Below are 18320 nucleotides of genomic sequence, written 5' to 3' on the forward strand. Positions count from 1 at the left end.
GATTGCAAGTAAAGGCAAATAATGTGCGGTCATAAAGAATGAGTACAGGAAATGTCTTTATTTCAATAATAAAAATGTAGTGAAAGGAAGTTGAGTATGTCAAAAAAGAATTTGAGTAAAAGTGTACTGATGGTAGCACTGATAACTGGCAATGTCATCTGGGGGGGTACTGCAGTACATGCTGAGGAACCAAATCAGGCCTTTACGCTTGACCCAATGATCGTAACTGCTCAAAGAACAGAAACCAGAGACCTGGATACACCGGCAACCACTAATATCATTACTGAACAAAATATCAAAGAAGCCGGCTATAAGAACGTTTTTGACGCTATCGAACATCAAGTAGGCCTAACAAGTACCGGTTACGGCGACGCCGGTCAGGATTTTGGTTTCAGTTCAGGCCGCACCGTTATCCGCGGCTACGACCGTGGCACCCTGATCATGGTAGACGGTATCCCCATGAACCTTAAAAACTATAACTCCTTAGACGGTATCCCCATAGATATGGTACAGCAAATAGAAATCATAAAAGGCGCCGCTGGAACCCTGTATGGCAGCGAAGCTATGGGCGGCGTAGTTAATATTATTACTAAAAAGCCAGGTGGCAAAACTCAGGTCAAAGTAAAAGGCACCGTCGGCAACTATTATAAAGATTACGGCGTTACCTATGCGGGTGAAAAACTTATCGTAACCGCATCTAAAGAATATTCCAACAAGCTTACCCACAGCAACGCTTATCCGGAAGGCTCGTCTACCGACTGGTGGGTAGGCAAAGGACAGAAAAACAGAGCCGGGATCTCCGCCGCACTGACAGATGAGATCGGTTTTACTTTCATCTATCAGGACGGCAATATTACCCGCGGCAGCAATAACGATGCCAAAAAAGTAGGCTCAGTCTATAAAAAATATAATTATCGTTATGACGACAAACGCATTACTACAGGACTGACCTACGATGGCAAATCTAACGGCATCAAAGCCATAGTAGGTTATAACTACCGCCGTACTGAAGGCTACGACTTTACCGCAGCCACACCAGGCCCTGTAAGCTCATCAGCCGATTTATCAAGCTATATCGGTGACGTACAAAAGACCTGGAAACTGGGAAAAAATACCCTTATAACCGGCTACAGCCTAAGACGCGAAAACTATGAAAACCTGGTTACCAAAGCCAATAAAGCCCACAGAACCAGTAACGCCATCTACCTTTCGTATAACAACGTGTTCAGCGATAAATTCAGTGCTACCCTGGGACTGCGCGGCGAAATAATCGACGACCCGGTAAAAAGCGAAAATATACTGAACCCGCAGTTCCAAACTCTGTATAAAATCAACGACAATACCTCGTGGTACATAAACATCGGCAAAGCTTTCCAAATGCCAACAGTAGATTCATACTATGGCAAAAAAGCCGCGGCCGGTACATTAAAGCCCGAAGAAGGCTGGACCTATGAAACAGGTATCAAAAAAATCTACGATAACAAAAGCATCAAGCTTGCAGTCTTCCATATGGATTTTGAAAATAAAATAGGCTGGAGCGATAAAGACCCCGGTACCGGTGAACAGTATGCCATAAACAAAGGCGATTTTAGAAATACCGGTATCGAAGCAGAATTTACCCATAATGTAAATGATAAATGGCGCTATTCTTTGGGAATTGGCTATGGCAACCCCGAAGTAAAAGATCCTTCCGCTGCCAACCCCAAATGGGTGCAGGATGACGGCAGGATAGATGTATCAGCTTCGGTTTTTTATTCTATCAGCAAGCTTACAAGCGGCCTTACATATAAATATTTAGGCGACAGGGAATATTACGGTGGGCATGACGTCCCGTCAAGAAACCGTTTGACCTGGAATACTTCGTATGATTTGACTAAGAATGACAACATAACCCTGACGATGAATAATTTGTTTGACAGGGATAACTATTCTAACAGATATGGTAACCTTGATTTACCATTTAACTGGAAAATAACCTATACCAGAACCTTTTAAAAAAAGCAGCAGGCAGCGCTTAGGCGCCGCCTGCTGCTTTTCGTCTAAGCACTTCTTCACTAAAATTTGCAACCCTGGTATATTTTCAGGACATAACAACACCTCCGGCTGTAGTTTCTATTCTACAACAGGAGGTGTTTTATTTCACTGTCCGTTTTTCGGGGTATAGTCCCCAAATACTCAGAGGTTTTTTACGGCTAAAAACAAGTATAAGCAAAATATAAAAAGTATACAATCATTGTACACCTTATCAAATATATTCTACCTGCAGACAAATCTGGGAAATTTCTTCTTTTGTAGTAGTAGCAGACCAATAATTCCTGATAGGAAATACAAAAATATCACTGCAAGGCTTCAAATGATTCAGTTCAAGGAAATTTTTAATTTTCAATTTGATGTCATCATCAATAAGCCCATAATGGCAATTACAATACAACGAAAGATATAAGCCGGATTTTTTACAGAGAATATCAGCAACAGCATCTATATTACAGTCGTCTATCTGTACAAAGATCCTGTATCTGGATAATTTGCCGCAGTCAAGAAATTCATTCTGGTCTAACGAAAAACCAATAACACAATCCTCTAAAAACTGGGAACGTAAATGCGGCAGCATATACTCTGCAATTTTTAAAATCCGTATTTTAGTGGGTTGGGTTAAAAAAATTTCCTTGCTTTGATAATATAACTGTTCAGGCTCTTCAGACAGCATTATCTGATCAAGGCGTATGTTTTCTATTTTATCCAAACGGGTCAGACGTTTTTCAAGCGCCGCTTCGTATTGCTGCAGCTGCTTTATTTTATATCGATATTCGCTTAATTTTTGACTGTAGATCTGTTTAAGGTCCTGAAGATTTTTATTATGCAGATACGCCATGATGTCTTGAAGCGGAATATCCAGTTTACGCATGGTTATAAGAATTTCTAAAGAAAAATACTGCGATAAAGAATAATAACGATAACCTTTGTCATCGACAAAGGTAGGCGAAAAAATATTATTTTTATCATAATAAAGAAGAATCTGCTTGGAAATGCCAGTTAATTTGGCAAGTTCCCCGGGCGTAAAATAATTTTTTGATATATTTTGCATAAAACCACCTTGACACTATAAGCATTATATACTTTATCATTAGATAAGTAATACAGTAACAAAAGCTAATTAAATAAATTATCAAAAAGAAAAAACGTGCATAATAGTGACTAATATGATTTTACTGTATTACACATTAAATGGCAAGGAGTTAGAGCTGATGATGAAGAAAAGTTTGAGTAAAAGTACACTGATGGTAGCATTGATAAGCGGGAGTGTCATCTGGGGGGGTACAGCATTTGCTGACAAACAACAAAACGAGATAGAACGCTTTGAACTGGACCCTGTGTTAGTTACTGCTACGCGCTATGAAACACGTGACCTTGAGATCCCTGCGGCAACGGAAATATTTGACCAGGAAAAAATTGAACGCTTGGGTGCCAACAATGTCATGGAAGTAGTTAGAAATATACCCGGCTTTACGCTGACTGCTTCGCCTACGGGCAACACATATATTGGTTTTAGAGGCGTATCCAAGGATAATGTTGCTATTTTAGTCAACGGCATTCCGCTCAATCAGGACGGTAACTATGATCTTGAATCCATTTCGACCGACATCATTGACAGGATCGAAGTAGTAAAAGGCGGCTCGGCAGTATTATATGGCTCTAACGCCAGTGCCGGTGTCATCAATATCATAACCAATAAAAAACAGGGCAAAACCAAAGTTCTTGCTGGTTGGGGCGATAAAAATAAATTCAAAGGCGCAGTCAATGTTGCGACCGATAAATTACAAATCAGTTACAGCCGGCAGCAGTCTAAAGGGCGCGGCAAAGTGTATCAGTCCAATCCTACAAGTTTTTATATGGGAGATAACCTGGAAAAAGACAGCTTGAATCTGCAATATAATATAACCGATAATTTGCTGTTTCAATATATGTACAGCAAAAAGATTTCCGACTGCTCCAAATTAAATAATGGGCAATATGCACCTGGTTTCCATAGCAATATCCAATATCATTTTGGGCAAATGCGCTATAACAATAATGATTTATCCGCTGCCGTATATATGCGCAGCAGAGATTGGAAATACAATACTACTACACATCAAAAAGGTCATAATATCGGTGCCGATATTCAAAATAAATGGCAGCTGGGAAAGGTTGTTTTAACGGCCGGTGCCAACTATGAAAATGAAGACACCAAAAATACTGTCGGAGCTGAAAGCGCCAAACGTGACAGTGGTGCAGTATTCTTCATGACCGAAACGCAGTTGGGTGCCAAAACAAAACTGTTTTTAGGCGCCCGCGAAGCATATGTAGAAGAATCAGGCAGTAAATTCTGCCCGCAGCTTCAAATATTGCAAAACCTCAGAGAAAATGAAAATCTTTACCTGAACATCAATAAATCGATGCGCGCTCCCAACGTCAACGAACAATGGGGCACATCTACCCAGGTCATGAACCCTGACCTGAAAGCAGAAAGCGGCTGGAACTATGAACTGGGCTGGAAAAAGAAATTTACCGACAGCGATCTGATTAAATTAAATGTTTTCCATATGGAAATCGATGACAGGATCTATCGTGCCACAGATAGTGCCAGTGGCCTTAATATTTATAAAAATGCCGAAAAATACCGTAATACCGGCGTTGAACTGAGCTATGAAAAAGCTTTGAGCCAGAAATTCAGCTACAATTTAGGAGTTTCCTATGCCAACCCGCAGCAGAAAACCATTGGCAGCGGAGAATGGGAACGCACTGATTTTAAACTGGGGCTGAACGCTGGCGTAGGCTATAAACTTGCAAAAACTTCAGCCAATATTTTTGCCAACTATATGGCAGGCCGCGTAAATGGAACCAAACCGATGCTTGACATTAACATGAACATTGCGCATAAACTGACAGATCAAGACACTTTAAGACTGACTGTGTATAATCTGCTGAACAGAGACGATATCAGAACCGGTTCCAGCAACGGTACTTCTGGCGCATTGCTGGAAGAACGCAACTGGATGCTGACCTATGAACGCACCTTTTAAATAAAGAGTATATTTTGAACGAAGGGAGATGACCGTCGATGCCCAAATATTTGCTGTACCTGCTATTGACGCTGGCCTTCTGCCTAAGCGGCTGCAGTAAAAATATTGACCTGCTGCCATCTAGCGGGCAGCAGCAACAAAGTTACACAGTACGCGACCTCCGCGGTAAAGAAATCAGCTTTCCAAAAAAGCCTGAACGTATTGCCAGCAGCTTTGTTTATGCCGATGAAATATTGCTAGACCTTGTTGAGCATCAAAAAATAGCAGGCGTCAGTAAATGGGTACACGACCCGGGGCTGTCGATGGCTTATAAACAAGCTGAAGACGTACAGGGCATAGTAGAAAATAACCTTGAAGCCATAGTAGCATTGAAACCTGATCTGCTTTTTGTGCCGGACACTGCCAAGCGTGAATATATAGACAGCCTGGAAGAAGTTGGCATAAAAGTATATGTTTTTAAATACATCTCCAGACTCGACGAAATCCCTGCCTTAGTACGCAGTATGGGCGCCGCAGTAGGCGAAAACGAACAGGCAGAGCAGATCGTAAAAAATATGCAGGCAAGGCTCGCTGCAATGCAGGCCAAAGTAGCAGCCATACCACCGCAGCAGCGCCGCTCAGCCTTGCTTTTCTTGCGCTTTGGAGCGATAGGCGGAGCAGGATGCATCTATAACGACATCATGACTGCGGCCGGCATCGACGACTGCTATGAACAGGCACGCCCTGTTACCAAAGACTATGCAGGCACCAGCCGTATTTTGAGTAAAGAAGAAGTTATCAAAACCAACCCGGAATTTCTGCTGCTTGGCTCATGGTCGCAAGGCGGGGCATATAAAAACAGCGAAGAACAACTGGAAGAAATATATAATGACCCGGCCTATGCCGGTATAACCGCCATTCAAAAACGTCAGGCTGTAGTTATACCGCAAAGCTACGTCAATTGCCTGTCACACCACGCCGCCGCAGGAATAGAAAAATTATATGCAATAGTTTATGAAAATACGAATGGGACGAAAAAATGATCAGAAATTCAGAACGGAAAAAAGTTATTCACTGTAACTTGATGAGTGTTTTTCTGGCTGCCGCTTATAATCCTCGGGCTGCAATAGTCTTTCATGCTCCCAAGTCATGTTCGCACATTGCACACAACGCATTTTGGGAAATGCGCCTTAAAATTACCACTAATAAATATTTTAACGGCCAATGTGATGGCAGCAACCTGTTTGTTACCGGGCTGGCAGATAAAGAAGCTATTTTTGGCGGCGAAAAACTCTTAAAAGCATGTCTGCTGGACATTGCCGCAGTACGGAAACCGGAATATATCATCGTAGCGGCAGGCTGTGCCGCCGGAGTTATTGGCGACGATGTTGAAGCGATCTGCAGAGAAACTGAAGCCAGTACAGGTATACCTGTTTTATGTGTCGAAGGCTCAGGCTTTATGAATCAAAAAGCGGTGGACGGCGTACTGTCAGTCACCAAAGCTTTATGTCAAAAGCTCGTCTATCCTTTAAGCGGTACTGCTAAAAATCCAGCGGCGCTGGCAGTATTTGGTATCAACGTCATTTTCAGCCGCGAAAGTGAGATCGATGAAATCAACAGACTGTTAGGATTGTTCGGATTTAAAAATATCTATTATCCTCCTGGCGGCATGACTTTAAAGCAGCTGCAGGAAACTGCCGCAGTCAGTGCAGTTACAGCGATGGGATTCATCCCCAAAAATCTTGAAGCAGTGCGGGTTTTTGCCAGACAGTTTGCCGAAACCATGCAGATAAGCTACATAAATTTAGGTATCCCCAGCAGCCTTGAAGCAACATATGAATGGCTTTCTGACCTTGGAACTGCTTTAGGCAGAAAGCAAGAAGCTATAAAAGCAGTAGAAAAAGAACGTCTGGCCTACAGCGACTTTTTACAGAACATCACTGCCTTGCTTCAGGGCAAGAGCTATATTTTGGCTATTAGTTTGCCGCAGCGATATTTTGAACCGCTGCCGATAATAAAAATGCTGGAAGAAGCCGGCTTAAAACTGCAGGGAATAATTTTTTGCGACGAACTGACTACTGCCGAACAGCTGATGCATAAAAAGCTGCTGGGAAAAAATTTAAAAACAAACTATTACGACGAAACAAAGCTGCAAAATACTTTTGTTGATCTTGTGATAACAACTGCACCTAAAAAATGCTCACGTCCGCAATACTGCATTGGCTTTAGAAGAGTAGGAAGAAAAGGAAGCGAAAACTTTTTGCTGAAATTAGCTGAAACATTAACTGAGCAAAGGGAACTGGTATATGAAAACAGATGAAAAATTAAAACGCTGGCAGCCCTGCCAAGGCTATTGCCAAATGACAGGTGCGGCCTCTGCTTTTTTAAGCGTTACAGGCAGTAAAGTAGTTATGAACTGCCCCCGCTGGTGCGCCGTATTGGCCGAACGCGAACTGGCAAACGCAGTTAAAGAATATGAACAAAGGCTTTTTTGCTCAGAAGTTTTGGAACCAGATCTTCTATACGGCGTAAGTGAAAAACTTAAACAGGCAATAGCAGAAGCCTGCGCATCCCCGCAAAATTCTTTGCTGGCAGTGCTTACAAGCTGTTCATTAAGCCTGATCGGCGACGACATCAAAGGCGTCTGTAAAAACCTGCAGCCGGGCTGCCCGATAATTGCCGTGGATGCAGGAGGATTGAGCGGTGAATACTGGAACGGCTGGAGCAGGGCTGTGATAGAGTTACTTGAATGCAGCGGCCTGCAGCCTGCTGCACCTGAACCTTCATCAGTCAACCTGATAGGCAGCAGCACCTGCTATCCAAACTGGGAAGGCGATATGCTGGAACTTAAACGAATGCTAAAAAGTGTAGGCGTAAAAGTAAACCTCTGCCTGCTTGATAATGGTACAGTCTGGGAAGATTTAAAAAAGACAGGCAAAGCAGAACTGAACGTAGTGATAAATGAAGAACTGGGACTGCCCGTTGCCGAATGGCTGCAGGAAAAGCTGCAGCAGAAATATATTATCGCCGACACACCCTATGGCTTTTCGCAAAGTATTGAATGGCTGCGGAAAATAACGGCAGCACTGGATCTGGACTGCAATGCAGACTACCTGCTGAGAGAAATAAAAATCTTTCAGGACAGCATTTTTGATACCTTTGCAGTACTGCGCGACTATGATAATAACTGGCAGCTCAAACGGATGGTTATTTCGGCTGGCAGCAGCTGTGCCCGCAGCCTGGCACAAGCTGCCGCCTATGATCTGCCGCTGCCGGAAAAATGTTTTGTACGGATCAGTAACAGCTGCAGGAATGCAGATGAAAACAATTATCACAAGTGGCAGTATGCTGACGACTTGCCCCAACTGGATAGCGATGAATATCAGATTTTTTGCGGTACCGATAGAGAACGGATAGAAATAGGCGACATCGAAAAAACAATTTATTTTAATTTGGCAATGCCTGCAGCCAGACTGCATATTAACAGGGAAACCTATGCTGGCATCAACGGCTGGGCTTATTTTATGCAAAGCACATTCAGCCAGCTGAAACAGTTTATTTATTTAAAAATGACAGGTAAAATTTTTTATAAAAACTAGACGCTGGAAGATATGGTTATAAGCGGGCTGTACATAAGCAGTTTTGACAAAATACTGATATTAGATTTATACAATTTAGTTTTTCATAAATTAAATTTCATTAGAAAATATTTAATAAAACGAAAAAGAATATTGTATACATACTTGAAAAACAGGTTGACATAAGTAAAAGTAAGTTGTATGATTTAAGCATATCAAGAAAATAGTAATGTTTATCAGGTGGTAATCACAAAATGAGAAGCGGTGCAATTCCGCTGCACTCCCGGCGCTGTAAGGGGTTTAGCCCTAAAGCCAGCAATCAGCCTGATAGTCTAACTACTGCGAGAGACAGAGAGTTGGAAAAACTGGTATACGCTTGTTATGCAAGTTTTTCTGCCCCTCTGCGTCAGCAGGGGGGCAGTTCTTATTTCCTGCAGGTTCAGTCATAGCCTGCAAACTCCACTCAACTCAGACCTTTGGGCGTGGTGCCGCTGGGGTGGCGGCATCCATGCTTGCGGTCATAAGTGCCGGAGTAATAAATGACGTGTCCATTGACAATTTCAAAAATGAAAAATTAGAGCTGGGTATTTTGGAATGTAGAAATCCAAAGTTTTATAGGGAAGTCCGGTGGGAATCCGGCGCTGTCACGCAACTGTATTAGGGAGCTTCAGTATCGCAGTCCTTTCACTAAGGGATGCTGGGGTAATGATCTTGAGTCAGAGTGCTGACTGGTTCTATCTTTTGAACAGCCTGCGTAGACAGACTGGGAGAAAATTTTGCAGAGATATTTAAGTTTGGCGTTTTGCCAGACAAATATTTCTGCGGACGCTATGATTATGCGCTGAAACCAGCAGCGCGGAAATTTTAGTATTTTCGACCAGAAAAGCGGAGCAGGCTGTTTGGTAAAAACAAACGCTGCACTTTCACCGAATGGACTGGTAGAAAATGCAGCGTTATTTTTTGCTGAAAGTGTCCGAATTTTACAGCGGCAGGTAAAAATGCGAGTAGTGACGCGTACTTACATACTGCTGTAAAATGACAGTTTCTAAACGATGATCATGTTTAGAAACGGCAAAACAGAAATGCTGGAATTTTTAAGTTGGTGTGGAGGATATGATGAAGAAAAATTTGAGAAGGCAAAGAACATTACAAGTATTACCGGCGGCTATTGCCTTATCGTTAGGCGTAATCGCACCGTTTGCCCCCCCCCAGTGTGCATTTGCGGCTGATATCCAAACGCAGCCTGATGGCGGTGCGCATTATATCAATGTTGGCTCAACTGTTACTGGTCAGGATACGTTTCTTGACCTTGAAAAAGGAACATCAATCAGTAATAGTGTCATTAATGAATATAAAACATTTAGGTTAGGAAATTCCAATTTCTTTTCAGTAGTATCAAAAAGAGACGGCACGACTTCAACGGTTAAGATAGTAGATCCTATGTTTAATTTTAACAAATTTTTGGCAGATGACATATCTGCACCAAGTGATGCAAATGCTGTGGCTATTAAATTACGTAACAGCGATGGTGAGTACTATTATAAAGTGCTTGGAACTAAAGATAAGGGATTTGGTTATAAGGCAGCAACGAATCCAGCTACAGGAGTACTGCTTAGTCAACTTGTTGGTATGCAAACATCAGCTGCGCAAAGTGAAATATATGGTTATCTAAAAAATGGCGAAAATGAAAAAGTTAAGGAATGGATGACTAAATATCTTCCTTGTTTGTGTTATGTTCAAATAGATGCTGCGGATTTGGAAAAGATTGAAAATTATATAGATAGTAGTTCATCAGAAGGCAATAGTCAATTAAACAATTATTTGCAAAATGATCAGTATGTTTTAAGTGGTGATGATATAGCTATTAAAGGTTCCATAGAAACTCAGTGGAACTTATTATGTAGTGGCAAACCAACAGATTCGCCAACAACATATTCTTATAGTAACAAAAAAATTGAATCGAATGCTTCTTGGCGTCCGATGGATAGGGCCATATATAAAGTTACTGTTAGTGATCAATACAAATTAGAGAATAAATATTGGGTAACAGGTAGTGGGCAAGGAGCTATACCTGCTAAGGATTCCACAAGCGGTAAGTTTCCTACTACAAATGGTACTGGTACTACTACTGATAATGGTGTTGGTAAGGATGAGCAAGGTGAAGAGAATAAAGAAGTGATAGCTAATACTTCAAGTACAGGTATTTTTACGGCTATTACTGTAGATAAACTGGAAACTGGAGCGGGCAGTATTATTGATCTAAGCTACTTAAATACCAATAATGATGACGGCATACCTTTGGTTTTACAAACAGAAAATAATAAGTTGGATGTTTCATTTGAAGATCATGATCAAAATAATATTTTGGCAAGAATTCAGTTAAATCGCGCTTTGATTGTTAATGACGCGACAATGGGGCAGAATACGACTTTTAGACTAGGTGTTTATAGTGATGGTGATTCCCGTACTAATGACACAGTGCGTATTACTAACGCTGAACAGCACGATGAGGATAGCAACGGCAAAACCAATCTCAATATCCAGTTGGGCTGGGTACCAGAGATCAAAGAAGGCAGTGCAGGAGGTTCATGGACTCCCTCGGAGAAAAATATTGAGAGACAAGTTGCTCAAAATACTTTACTGGGCATTTATAATGGAGCAGATAAATTTACAGTAACAGCACAGCAGTCAGAAATAGACGGGGTTTTTGGTACTTATTTGTTGTTGCCGGAAATTGGTCAGTATGATGATTATTATAATACCGGTGTTGAAGGCGACAAACAGGGTACAGCCTGGTATTTAAAAGGTTATACCTATGCGGATACGGGAGAGTTATCGGAAAGCGGCAAAAGTGTTTCCGAAAACAGTACGGTGCAGAATAATTTTGTCAAAGCCAATAACCTCAGCCTCTTCCGCCGCAGCGAAAACCTGCACGGCGGAAGATTGAACCGCCAGGAAGCTGGCGGTAATGGGCCCCAGCATGATGAGAGCGGACTGGCCGGCGAGCTGCGCGAGAATTTATGGGCCGATGTCTGGCACGGCAAATTTGACGCCAAGGCGGCTTATGCCCGCAGCACCAACCAGTCTTATAACGGCTTTCAGGTCGGTTATGATAAGCTGCTGAGCAAAAAATTCTATGGCGGTAAGGTCTATACCGGTTTTTATGCCAGCAAGATCGACGGCAAAAGTACCACAGCTGCAGGTAAAGGCGAGCAGGACAGCTATGGCGTAGGCGTTTACAGCAGCTGGGTGGGCGACAAAGGGCACTTTATCGACCTGGGGGTCAACGCCTTTAAACTCAAAAATGATTATCACTTTACCGGTAATACAGGCAACGGCAGCATCGGTAAGGTCAAAGGCGATAACAGCACCTGGGCTTATGGTATCGGCGCGCAGTACGGCAAGCGCAATGAACTTAGTTCTAATTGGTTCTGGGAACCTTCCGTATCTCTGTATGTGGGCCATGTGGATGAAAGCAACTATAAACTGACTAACGGCTTGGGCATACACGAGCAGGGCTATGATACTGCCATTGGCAAGTTGGGGCTGAAAGCTGGTAAGAATATCGGCGACAAAGGCAACCTCTATGCTGGCGTCAGCTGGGGACACGAGTTTGCCGGCGGGCAAAAGCTGCACCAAAGCTACGGCCCTTTAAACAGACTGGTTGAAACGGTTGGCGGCAGCGACAGCTGGTGGGAATGGAACGTGGGCGGCAAAGTAAAACTTTCGCCCAATGCTGCCTTGAACCTTGATTTTATCAAAACTACCGGCAGCGACGTAGGCAACGAATGGAGCATCAACGGCGGGCTGGACTTCAGCTGGGGCGGTTTCGGCAGCGGCGGCAGCAAAGCGGCTAAAGTAAATGCTTCAGGCGGGGAGCCGTCTGTAAGCGGTGGCGGCTTTGCCAAAGCCAATGCGCCCACCGTGGTAGTGGGGCAGGCGCCCAAGGTCGGCAACGTGCAGGTGCCGCAGATGCAGCAGAGTGTTGCTGTCGAAAGCGGCAGCGCTGACAGCCGGGCTGTTTATGATATGGACGAGGCGGGCAGCAGTGTTGTCCGTGATGATACGGGCAGCGTCAGCGGCACAGTCACCGGCGGCATGGGCGAGTTTGAGCTGGGCGGGCTGACTGTTGAAGCCAAGCGTCCCGACTGGGAAAAGAACCTCAGCCCGGGTCAGGTCAGCGTTATTTATACTAAGGAATTTGAAGGCGAGCAGAAAGATCTGCCAACCTTGCTGCAGCGTGTGCCGGGTATGTACATTCAGCGTGTCAGCGGCCTCGGTCACTACACTGTAGCCCGTACCCGTGGTTCGTCCGCATCGCAGGTCAATGTTTATGTAGACGGCGTATTGATGAACCTGAACGGTGAAAGCGCTGTCAATTTATCGGCTATACCTGTAGATAATGTGGAACGGATCGAGGTCTACCGCGGTTATGTACCGGCCCGCTTCAGCGGCGCGCCTTTGGGCGGCGCTATCAACATCGTTACTAAAAAACCAACAGAAGGAACTGGGCATATTACCCAGGGCGTCAAATCCTATGGCGGCTACAGCAGTACCTATGAATACAGCATGCCGCTTGGCAGCGGCAGTTTGCTGGCTACCTATGCCCGCGACATCTGGCAGGGTGATTTTCCATATGTATATAAAGGAGCTACAACAACCCCAGAGTACAATAACAAAAGATACAACAGACAAAGCAATGGTTATCAGAATAATAACGCCATGCTGAAATGGCAGGATGATAACTGGACTGTAAAAGCCGTTTATAAAAAACTGCATGAACAGCTGCCAGCCAATCTTACCAGTCTCAACAGCTGGTCAGGCTCTGGAGGAAATGGTACTTGGTGGGAGGAACAGCATGGTTACACGGCTTCTACGCAGGATATTGATTATAAAGAATTCAGCGTCGGTCAGCGCGATACCAGCGGCAACCTGGACTGGGGATGGCGGGCAGACTATCTGCACAGTAAAAAAACTTACCGGAATACCGGCGGTTATAAAATAATGGAGGATAGACCTTTTGTAAGTGAAAACGATTTTCTGCCGGGACGTTTATGGTCGGAGTATGTTTCTAAAAAGTGGAACGGCAATATGAATCTGGCTATGAAGATGGGCAGCAACCATTTGCTGGAATTCAACGGTGATTTCAGCCGTGAGACCATGAACTGTGATGGCAACAGATGGTGGCTGAGCGATGCTGAGTCAAAACCTAATGATAGTGGGTTGCGCGAACGTAAAATGCTGAATAAATACAGCATCAATGAATATCACTTTACTTTGCAGGATACAATTACATTAAATGATGACGGTGATTTGAAGCTGACACCGATCTTCCGCGGCGATAAGGTGGAAATGGAAACCATGGGCAGCAACGACCAAAGGTGGAAATGGTCGGGTGGTGTGGCTCTGCAGAAGCAGATCAATGACCAGTGGAGCTTTAAAACTACCTGGGGTACCTATAACCGGCATCCTAATTTTTATGAGATCTTTGGTGACGGTGGCTATACTCGTCCTAATAAGGCAACAGCAGATTTTTATGATTTGGATAATGGTGATGTTTGGGAAAGCGGCAAACAGTTTGACTTTAGCCTGAACTGGCAGGGTAAACTGGCTAAAGCTGATACCAGTACTATCCTGACATGGTTCCAGCGCGATGCGAAAAACCAGATCGTTATGAGTATGCCAATGGGGGCTGGATCTGATGTTTTGGCACAGTACTTTAATATGGATAAAGTTGACGTGCATGGCATTGAACTGAGCCATAATATGCAGTGGCGCCGTTTGGGCTTGAATCTGGCTGCTACCTGGCAGAAGAGCGAGGCCAAAACGCGTCCTTCGACCGGGTCTTGGCTCAGCTCTCCGGTGTCGTTGACTCCGGAATGGGTGGTCAGCGCCAGGTTGGATTATCTGTTCCCTGGCGATAAACTGAATGTTTTTGCCGAATATAATTACACGGATGAATTTATTACCAATGCATTTAGAGATAATCGGGGCTATGTGAGAGAGCTTGGTATCCGTTCTTACAGCACAGTTGATATCGGGTTGAAATATAAATTTGATAAAAACTGGAAGCTGAGTGCCGGTGTCAACGATGTCTTTAACAAGGGCTATGATGTTATGGGTTATGAGTATAGTAGTGGTAATGGTGGGTCAAATTACAATGGCAGATATTGCAATCTTCCGTGTCCGCTTGCCGGCCGTATGTATTACACAACGCTGGAATATAGTTTCTAAATTTTATTATAATACAGCGCCAGTACAGAGATACTGACCTGATTTATATAAATGCTGTTTGAATACAGACAGTAATGAATGGCAGCGGGAACAGACCGTAGATAAGTTAACTTTAAGGAGGTTGTGAAAATGGCAAGTGAAAAATTAGCAGCAGGATTAGTAAACAGCGGGTATAGCGTCGGCTGGGTAGGTGCTTGTACTGTTGGCGTGACGGCTACGGAAACAGCTGTTACTCAAATCATTTCCGGTACCAATATGACTACAGACCCGCGTGTTTTGCCAATCAGTATTACCGGTACTTTGCGTACTTTGGTCAACAGCTATGATTACAGCGGCGTCGGCGAGTTGGGGCAGTCTGGCAGAGGTTTGTATGGTATTTACGATCCATCCAACTGGTCACAGAAGCAAACGGCTCAATGTAATGCGACTTCGCCTGTTACCGGCGTGCAGCAATGGTCTACTACCAATCCTTATGGTATTGTTTGTTTATGACGGCGTTATGTATATGATTGCTAACGATTGCAATCCTACTACCCGTAAATGCTATATTTACAAATATAATATGGCGGCGGATGCTTTCAGTGAGACTGGTTATGCTTATGAATTTACGCCGGATATTGCTGGCGATACTACGCAATGGAAAGGCGCCGGCTATGGCCTTGATTTGCAGATCAGCGGCAGTTCTGCTTATCTGATTGCAGTTTTCGGACGCTTTACCAACAGCGGTTGGACATACACCTTTGGCGAGTCAGCTATCGTAAAAATTCCTCTCGGAAGCGGTACGGCGGCAATGGCAACTGCCGGTAATAACGTGACCGGTGTGGTTGTCAACGGCACTTATGCTTACGTAACTTCTGTTGGCGGCGCTCAGCAGGCCAATGGCAATCCTGCATCGAAACTGGAAGTGTTTGATATTTCGGGTGCTTCTCCTTCACGTGCAGCAACTATTGCTGTTTCGGATATTCCAAATAGCTTTGGCGGTGATTTTGTTGATGTAGCTTTTGTTAATAACAAAGCGTATGTGTTGGCAGCTCATTATAATACTGCATATTCTCAATATAGCTACATTGTCATCCAAACTATGGATGATTCTTTGCAGAATGGTACATTAAACACTAAAGATGAAAATGATGAATATACTGTTCCACCTCTTTATGTAGAAAAAACTGTTTCTCCTGCTTCACCATGTTTTGCTTTACTGCCGGGCGAAGGCAACGACCTGTATCTGGTTGACGGCGTGAAGTTCCAAAGCATTGATACTGCTGTAGATATTGATGCTGCAGGTGCTTTGAGTACGGTTAAATCTGCAGGCGACTTTGCAAATGGGAATGCGACTGGTTATGTTATCAATACTGCGGCTATGGTAATTGAAAGAACTGCTGCTGCACGTGGTCTGGCAGCTGCTAAAGCAAGCGTTACCAAGATCGCTAAACGTCTGGCTCGTCCGGAAGATTTGGAAAGAAAGGATAAATAAGCAAATCGCTGTGTGATGAGCTTGTTTCCAACTTAAGTTTTCAGCATTATTTTTACTGCCGTATCGTCACTACCCGCCGCTTGTGCGGCGGCTGATACGGCAGTTATGCTATTTAAGTGCCGCAGCCTGCTAAAGGGCTGCGGCAGCTGAATAACATAAATTTTGGGAGGGTGTATGGTTATGGAAACGATGCAGAAAATAAAAATACTGCTTGTGGCGGCTGTGCCGCCGGCAGAGCGCGGTGAGGCCGCCTTGCTGCAACAGAAGCTGACAGCGGAGCCCTGCGGCAGATGTTTTGAAGTTGTTGCCTTGCGTGCTGTTAAGGTTGATAATGTGATTGAGGCTGTTAAAAACCTGCGTCCGGACATTGTGCATTTTTGCGGCGAATGTACGGCTAAAGGCGATTTTGTGTTTGCGGATGATGACGGAACGACCAGCGACTGGTGCAGTAAAAGCAGCTTGCTGAAAAAAATGGCGCAGGCTGTGGATGAGATCAGGCTGGTATATTTTAACGGGGCTGTTAAAGACAGTGAGCTGGCTGCGACGCAGGGAAAAATTGCTGTTTTGATCGGTATGCAGCAGCGTGGCGAAACAGAAATCAGTAAAAAATTTGTGGTGCCGTTTTATATGGCGTTGGGGTTCGGTAATCCTGTTGGTTTTGCTTTTGCCAAGGTGTGGCAGGCGCTGCCGGAAGGCGAGCGTAAGCTGGTGCTGCGCTTCAGGAATGATATTGACCCGGATAAATACTGCCTGCGCAGCAGCGGCGCGCCCATTACGCAGACAGCAGCTTTGAATTGAAGCTGAACTGCCGGCAGTATTTGCAAAATAATGTGAGTTGCGAGGTAATAGGATGAAATTTATTGCGGCAATTATTTTCAGTTTGAGCATTTTAATGGCAGCGCAGGGCTTCGCTGCCGAGGAAAGCGGCAGCGGTATGGACTGGCAGATCAGCGTAAATCCGCAGCAGACGGCGGCTGAAAAAGAGGCGGCCCGCTGGACGGAGGTTATGGAAAATTCGACCGGCAGGTATTATCTGGCTAAGGACAGCGTTTTTATGACCAGGGGTGCTTTTGGCGATAAGGACAGGAATATTTTGCAGGCTGAGGTCAAAACTGTTTTTTTGAATCCGGAACTTAAAAAACATTTGGATACCAAAGTATTTGCCCAAAAGCTGAAAGCTGGTGACAGTGTTGAGTATTGTACGCAGGTGCTGTTGTTTAATCTGCGTGCCAAACAGTACCGCGAGCTGCACAATGCAGTTTACAGTAAAAATGGCGTTGTTTTGCAAAGCAGCGATATAAAGTCGGCGTGGAAGCCTGTGCCTGCGCACAGTTTTGCCGAGATCATGCTGGAGATTTTAACGCATATTCCCGCTTCGCAATTGAGGCTGGAAGGCGAAGAATAATATAAAATATATCATTTAAAACTAAGGAGAGAATGAGAATGAGTGAGACTGATATTTTGAAATTTGCAGGGCAGGATGATAAGCCGGTAGAGAGCAATGGTTTGAATGTGAAGGCGCAAAAATGGCAGGAGCTTTTGGTAAAGAAGAATATTACCTGTTTTGGCGCCCAGATCATAGGCGACGAGCTGCATACGGTTTTGTTCAGAACTGTTTTGGACGTCAACGGGCAGAATCTGCCGCTTTTGGTATATACAGATGACAGCTTGTATACGGTGATCAAGGTGTTGGTTGCGCCTGCGGCACGTAAAGCCGAAAATGAGGCTGCGCTGTTGAAGTATTTGGATGAGCAGAACCGGAAATATAAGCTGTTTAAATATTCTACGGGTGTCAGCGGCGATGTGGAGCTGGACTGCTGCCTGTTGAATACGGATGCCGGTTTTGATGCCGAGCTGGTGCAGGTGAGCATCGATGTTATTTTAGAACATTTATTAGAGGAGTATCCTTTGCTGATGAAGGTTGTTTGGGGTGCAGAGGCAGTAGATACGACAACTAATTAAGCTGTTGTTTTAAAGTATTTGTACGTTTAA

The 18320-nt window shown here is 44.1% G+C and carries 12 protein-coding genes and 2 riboswitches; of the genes, 11 read left to right on the top strand and 1 reads right to left on the bottom strand.

The genetic code is table 11. The features are described 5' to 3' along the window. The first annotated feature begins 96 nt into the window (after positions 1 to 96). Positions 97 to 1995: a TonB-dependent siderophore receptor gene (locus Q4G98_RS07100; protein WP_293662568.1), complete on the top strand. Its 1899-nt coding sequence runs from the start codon at positions 97 to 99 to the stop codon at positions 1993 to 1995. 250 nt (positions 1996 to 2245) lie between these two features. Here the strand turns inward: Q4G98_RS07100 and Q4G98_RS07105 are convergent, their stop codons facing one another. Beyond that, positions 2246 to 3085 (bottom strand): MerR family transcriptional regulator, encoded by an 840-nt coding sequence (locus Q4G98_RS07105; RefSeq protein WP_293719351.1) that lies wholly within the window; start codon positions 3083 to 3085, stop codon positions 2246 to 2248. Between the two features lie 160 nt (positions 3086 to 3245). On the opposite strand from Q4G98_RS07105, the gene Q4G98_RS07110 reads away from it, so the two are divergent. From Q4G98_RS07110 to Q4G98_RS07155, 10 genes are all read left to right on the top strand, one after another. Continuing rightward, positions 3246 to 5063, top strand: coding sequence for a TonB-dependent siderophore receptor (locus Q4G98_RS07110; RefSeq protein ID WP_298563631.1), 1818 nt, complete (start codon positions 3246 to 3248; stop codon positions 5061 to 5063). Positions 5064 to 5101: 38 nt separating this feature from the next. Beyond that, on the top strand, positions 5102 to 6085 hold the full coding sequence (locus Q4G98_RS07115; protein ID WP_298563633.1) for an ABC transporter substrate-binding protein: 984 nt from the start codon (positions 5102 to 5104) through the stop codon (positions 6083 to 6085). Next, positions 6082 to 7362, top strand: a complete 1281-nt coding sequence (locus Q4G98_RS07120; RefSeq protein ID WP_301961905.1) for a nitrogenase component 1 — start codon at positions 6082 to 6084, stop codon at positions 7360 to 7362. Before Q4G98_RS07115 ends, Q4G98_RS07120 begins: the two co-directional genes overlap by 4 nt. Continuing rightward, positions 7349 to 8641, top strand: a complete 1293-nt coding sequence (locus Q4G98_RS07125) for a nitrogenase component 1 (protein ID WP_298563637.1) — start codon at positions 7349 to 7351, stop codon at positions 8639 to 8641. The genes Q4G98_RS07120 and Q4G98_RS07125 overlap by 14 nt, the downstream gene beginning before the upstream one ends. A 200-nt stretch (positions 8642 to 8841) precedes the next feature. Next, positions 8842 to 8963: riboswitch (cobalamin riboswitch) on the top strand. Between the two features lie 222 nt (positions 8964 to 9185). Next, positions 9186 to 9367: riboswitch (cobalamin riboswitch) on the top strand. A gap of 366 nt (positions 9368 to 9733) precedes the next feature. After that, complete coding sequence (locus Q4G98_RS07130) at positions 9734 to 14854, top strand: TonB-dependent receptor (RefSeq protein WP_301961906.1); 5121 nt, start codon at positions 9734 to 9736, stop codon at positions 14852 to 14854. Positions 14855 to 14983: 129 nt separating this feature from the next. Beyond that, positions 14984 to 15346 (top strand): hypothetical protein, encoded by a 363-nt coding sequence (locus tag Q4G98_RS07135; RefSeq protein WP_301961907.1) that lies wholly within the window; start codon positions 14984 to 14986, stop codon positions 15344 to 15346. Between the two features lie 13 nt (positions 15347 to 15359). Continuing rightward, complete coding sequence (locus Q4G98_RS07140) at positions 15360 to 16328, top strand: hypothetical protein (RefSeq protein ID WP_301961908.1); 969 nt, start codon at positions 15360 to 15362, stop codon at positions 16326 to 16328. Between the two features lie 180 nt (positions 16329 to 16508). Then, the gene (locus Q4G98_RS07145) at positions 16509 to 17126 is read left to right on the top strand and encodes a hypothetical protein (RefSeq protein ID WP_301961909.1); all 618 of its coding nucleotides are present in this window, start codon (positions 16509 to 16511) and stop codon (positions 17124 to 17126) included. Positions 17127 to 17178: 52 nt separating this feature from the next. After that, positions 17179 to 17733: a hypothetical protein gene (locus Q4G98_RS07150; protein WP_293662545.1), complete on the top strand. Its 555-nt coding sequence runs from the start codon at positions 17179 to 17181 to the stop codon at positions 17731 to 17733. Between the two features lie 38 nt (positions 17734 to 17771). After that, entirely contained in the window at positions 17772 to 18290 is a 519-nt protein-coding gene (locus Q4G98_RS07155; protein WP_298563647.1) for a hypothetical protein, read from the top strand. The last annotated feature ends 30 nt before the right edge of the window (positions 18291 to 18320 follow it).

Source organism: uncultured Phascolarctobacterium sp., from assembly GCF_958349595.1.
GTDB lineage: Bacteria > Bacillota > Negativicutes > Acidaminococcales > Acidaminococcaceae > Phascolarctobacterium.

Bases quoted from the DNA above. Each gene is read 5' to 3' on its own strand.
- Q4G98_RS07100 (WP_293662568.1), top strand. From the start codon at position 97: ATGTCAAAAAAGAATTTGAGTAAAAGTGTACTGATGGTAGCACTGATA.
- Q4G98_RS07105 (WP_293719351.1), bottom strand. From the start codon at position 3,085: ATGCAAAATATATCAAAAAATTATTTTACGCCCGGGGAACTTGCCAAA.
- Q4G98_RS07110 (WP_298563631.1), top strand. From the start codon at position 3,246: ATGATGAAGAAAAGTTTGAGTAAAAGTACACTGATGGTAGCATTGATA.
- Q4G98_RS07115 (WP_298563633.1), top strand. From the start codon at position 5,102: ATGCCCAAATATTTGCTGTACCTGCTATTGACGCTGGCCTTCTGCCTA.
- Q4G98_RS07120 (WP_301961905.1), top strand. From the start codon at position 6,082: ATGATCAGAAATTCAGAACGGAAAAAAGTTATTCACTGTAACTTGATG.
- Q4G98_RS07125 (WP_298563637.1), top strand. From the start codon at position 7,349: ATGAAAACAGATGAAAAATTAAAACGCTGGCAGCCCTGCCAAGGCTAT.
- Q4G98_RS07130 (WP_301961906.1), top strand. From the start codon at position 9,734: ATGATGAAGAAAAATTTGAGAAGGCAAAGAACATTACAAGTATTACCG.
- Q4G98_RS07135 (WP_301961907.1), top strand. From the start codon at position 14,984: ATGGCAAGTGAAAAATTAGCAGCAGGATTAGTAAACAGCGGGTATAGC.
- Q4G98_RS07140 (WP_301961908.1), top strand. From the start codon at position 15,360: ATGATTGCTAACGATTGCAATCCTACTACCCGTAAATGCTATATTTAC.
- Q4G98_RS07145 (WP_301961909.1), top strand. From the start codon at position 16,509: ATGGAAACGATGCAGAAAATAAAAATACTGCTTGTGGCGGCTGTGCCG.
- Q4G98_RS07150 (WP_293662545.1), top strand. From the start codon at position 17,179: ATGAAATTTATTGCGGCAATTATTTTCAGTTTGAGCATTTTAATGGCA.
- Q4G98_RS07155 (WP_298563647.1), top strand. From the start codon at position 17,772: ATGAGTGAGACTGATATTTTGAAATTTGCAGGGCAGGATGATAAGCCG.